General features: G+C 34.9%; 3 protein-coding genes. All 3 read left to right on the forward strand.

Annotated features, from left to right (window positions below):
• The first annotated feature begins 267 nt into the window (after positions 1-267).
• The 3 genes from BBH99_RS10495 to BBH99_RS10505 all read left to right on the forward strand — a co-directional run bounded on the left by BBH99_RS10495 (position 268) and on the right by BBH99_RS10505 (position 3,452).
• Positions 268-1,308 carry a M28 family metallopeptidase gene (locus tag BBH99_RS10495; RefSeq protein WP_066695312.1) on the forward strand — a complete coding sequence of 347 codons (1,041 nt, stop codon included), beginning with the start codon at positions 268-270 and terminating at the stop codon, positions 1,306-1,308.
• A gap of 209 nt (positions 1,309-1,517) precedes the next feature.
• Positions 1,518-2,018, forward strand: a complete 501-nt coding sequence (locus BBH99_RS10500; protein ID WP_066695314.1) for an endonuclease V — start codon at positions 1,518-1,520, stop codon at positions 2,016-2,018.
• A 258-nt stretch (positions 2,019-2,276) separates the two neighbouring features.
• Positions 2,277-3,452 (forward strand): acetyl-CoA C-acyltransferase, encoded by a 1,176-nt coding sequence (locus BBH99_RS10505; protein ID WP_066695317.1) that lies wholly within the window; start codon positions 2,277-2,279, stop codon positions 3,450-3,452.
• The last annotated feature ends 260 nt before the right edge of the window (positions 3,453-3,712 follow it).

The following is a 3,712-nucleotide window of genomic DNA, read 5'->3' on the forward strand; positions in this document are numbered from 1 at the left end:
TGGAAAAAAAGAATAGTGAGTAAACCCTTGAATTTCTTTCATCTATTTTGTATTTTAATCAAAAATAATAAAAAAATGATATTGTATTGGGTTTATTTTTCTTAATGTGGTAAAATTTATTCCTATTCTATGGATGCTAAGGATTCTGAATAGAGATTGGATGAAAGATTGGGATTTCCTTTTGTCTGCAGTAAATTACTTTGTACGATCTTCTCTGATATATTTCAGATTCAATAAAAATTGTTATTTTTAAGAAAATTATCCAGTATGAAAAAATTACTTATTCCGTTATTTGCTCTTGCTTTGATGACGAGTTGCGGAACAACAAAGGTTGCTGATGGCGTATCTGCAAATCCTGTTGCAGCAAAACATGATAAAGCATTTGCTGATGCTTATAAGATGATTAAAGCAGAGGATTTAAAAAAGAACCTGTATGTTATTGCTTCAGACGATATGGAAGGAAGAGATACAGGAAGCAAAGGCCAGAAGAAAGCGGGAGAGTATATTGTGAATTATTATAAAAGCTTAGGCGTTTCCTTTCCGAAAGCGCTTGGGTCCTATTATCAGAAAGTCCCTTCAGATTTTATGAAAAAAAGAGGCGGTGGTAACCTTCCGGACTCTGAAAATATTCTTGCTTTTATTGAAGGAAGCGAAAAACCTGAAGAAATTGTAGTTGTTTCTGCACATTATGACCATGTGGGAACAAAAAATGGAGTAGTGTATAACGGAGCTGATGATGACGGAAGCGGAACCGTTGCGGTGATGGAAATGGCTAAAGCTTTTCAGGAAGCTAAAAAAGCAGGGAAAGGTCCTAAAAGGTCTGTCCTATTTCTTCATGTAACAGGAGAAGAACATGGTCTGTTTGGCTCAGAATATTATACCGATAACCCTGTTTTTCCATTAGCTAATACTGTTGTTGACCTTAATATCGATATGATTGGACGTGATGATCCTGAAAACAGAGGAAAACAATATGTTTATGTAATAGGTTCAGATATGTTAAGCTCCGAACTTAAAGTTATTAATGAGGCAGCCAACAAGAAAACCAATAACCTGGAACTGAACTATAAATATGATGATCTTAATGATCCGCAGCAGTTATATTACCGTTCAGACCACTATAATTTTGCTAAAAATAATGTTCCGGTAGCGTTCTTCTTTGATGGTATCCATGAGGATTACCACAAGCCAACGGATGATCCGGATAAAATAGACTATAATTTATTGCAAAAAAGAACTCAGTTAGTTTTCACTACTGCCTGGGAGATTGCTAACAGAGCTGAAAGAATTGTGGTAGATAAAAAATAATATTAACTGAACCCATCCGAATTAAGCATACTTAAGAATAAGAAAAAAGTGTACACTTTAATGGCCACGGATGTACGAATTATTTTTATTTGTATATTCGAGGTCATTAAATTATTCGGTTTTAACTGTTCAGCCTTTATGGATTCTGTTGAATAATTAATTAGATAATTTTCAATTTCTTTGCCTTAGATTTGAAATAAATCAATACAATGATTTACGCATTTGATACTTACTATTATGAAGACTATGCCAATACTGTTTGTATAGCATTTGAAAACTGGACATCCGATCGGGAAGTCGAGGTTTTTACAGAACAAACACCCATCAGTTCAGAATATGAAAGCGGAGCCTTCTATAAAAGAGAGTTACCTTGTATTCTGAGCTTACTCAGTAAAATAGTGGTAAAAGAAGGGGATATTATCATTGTTGACGGATATGTTACCCTTGATAATGAGGGGAAAATAGGATTGGGTGGACATCTTTATGAAGCTTTGCAGAAAAAATACCCGGTGATAGGAATCGCTAAAAATGAATTTACTACACCCGATTCTCAAAGAAGAAATGTACTGCGCGGGGAAAGCAGAACACCCCTTTTTGTAACTGCTAAAGGAATTGATGTAGATCAGGTAAAAACACATGTGGAGCAGATGCATGGGCCTTACAGAATTCCTACCTTACTTAAAAAGCTGGATCAGCTAAGCAGAGAATAGAACGATTGATCTTAAAAGTCAAAAAAGGCATTTGTCATTCTGAGTGTAACCAATAATCTCATTAATCAAAATTCATTACTACATTTTATTAACCAAATTTACGGAAGTTTCTAAAGGATGAGGCATTTAAATAAGTTTCTTCTTTTTTTGTCTATTAAATATACCGATCAGTATATTTTGTTATATTTGTATAAGAGTGAGAGCAAAATTTTTTACTCATTAATATACCGATTGGTATTTTCTTAACTAAATAAAATTATGAAAGAAGTATTCATTATTGCAGCAAAAAGAACTCCTATCGGAGGTTTTATGGGAAGTTTATCTGGTTTTACAGCCCCGCAGTTGGGCGCTATCGCAATCCAGAAGACTTATGAAAGTGCATTAATTTCCCCTGAAAATATAGACAGTGTATACATGGGAAATGTTTTAAGTGCAGGTGTAGGACAGTCGCCAGCGAGGCAGGCAGCTATTTTTTCAAAGATTCCGGTAGATAAAGATGCTACTACGGTTAATAAAGTATGCGCCTCAGGAATGAAGGCTTTGATGATTGGAGCACAGCAGATCCAGCTTGGATTAGAAAACCTTGTGATGACTGGCGGAATGGAAAGCATGAGTAATGTACCTCATTATCATTATCTAAGAAAAGGTCAGAAATTGGGAGATACTCAATTCACAGATGGATTGATTAAAGACGGCCTTTGGGATGTATATCATGACTTTCATATGGGAAGTGCTGCAGAGTTAGGTGTTAAAAAATACGGTTTAACAAGGCAGGAACTGGATGATTATGCTTTATTATCCTATCAAAGAGCTCAGAACGCAGCTGCCGGAGACAAATTCAGTGCGGAACTGTTCAGTATTTCAATTGAAGGCAAGAAAGGAGCTGCTACTGTAGATAGGGATGAAGATATTGATAAACTTATCCCGGAAAAAATTGCCCTGCTTAAGCCCGCTTTTGAAAATGATGGAAAACTCACTGCAGCCAATTCCAGTAACCTGAATGATGGTGCCGCAGCCATTTTATTGGGCTCTTCAGAAGCCGTAGAAAAGCAAAAGCTTCAACCATTGGCCAGAATTATTGCTTACGCTGATGCCGCACAATCACCGGAATGGTTTACGACCTCTCCATCGGTTGCCATTCAAAAGATTTTGAAATGTACTGGATTGGATCTGTCAGATATTGATTATTTTGAGATTAATGAAGCCTATTCTTCTGTAATTCTATCCAATCAGCAGATTCTTGGCTATGATTTGGATAAAGTAAATATATATGGTGGAGCTGTAGCATTAGGGCATCCGATTGGTGCTTCAGGGGCAAGGATTATGACAACATTAGTGAATGTAATGCGCCAGGAAGGTGGAAAATATGGGATTGCAGCAATTTGTAATGGAGGAGGCGGTGCTTCAGCCGTTCTTATTGAAAATTTAAGTTAAGACCGTGTAAATTTTAATATAAAAGAAAAAAATTAAAGAAAAATCTAAAATATCCGGATTTGATGATTTTATTAACTTATTGAATTTCAATTAATAAAATTCAGATTTATTATTAATTCCTATATTTAATGTCTTAGGACTGATAAATCTCATTATAGAATTATTTATATTTATTCTAAATAAATATAAATTTGTCTCAATAAAAATTTAATTATTTATGAAAAACAACTGCTCTTTGCTTTTTATATGGCATTACTAAT

The organism is Chryseobacterium contaminans (assembly GCF_001684955.1).
Taxonomy (GTDB): Bacteria; Bacteroidota; Bacteroidia; order Flavobacteriales; family Weeksellaceae; genus Chryseobacterium; species Chryseobacterium contaminans.

Excerpts from the sequence above, each read along its gene's own strand:
- BBH99_RS10505 (WP_066695317.1), top strand. The coding sequence starts at position 2,277 with ATGAAAGAAGTATTCATTATTGCAGCAAAAAGAACTCCTATCGGAGGT.
- BBH99_RS10500 (WP_066695314.1), top strand. The coding sequence starts at position 1,518 with ATGATTTACGCATTTGATACTTACTATTATGAAGACTATGCCAATACT.
- BBH99_RS10495 (WP_066695312.1), top strand. The coding sequence starts at position 268 with ATGAAAAAATTACTTATTCCGTTATTTGCTCTTGCTTTGATGACGAGT.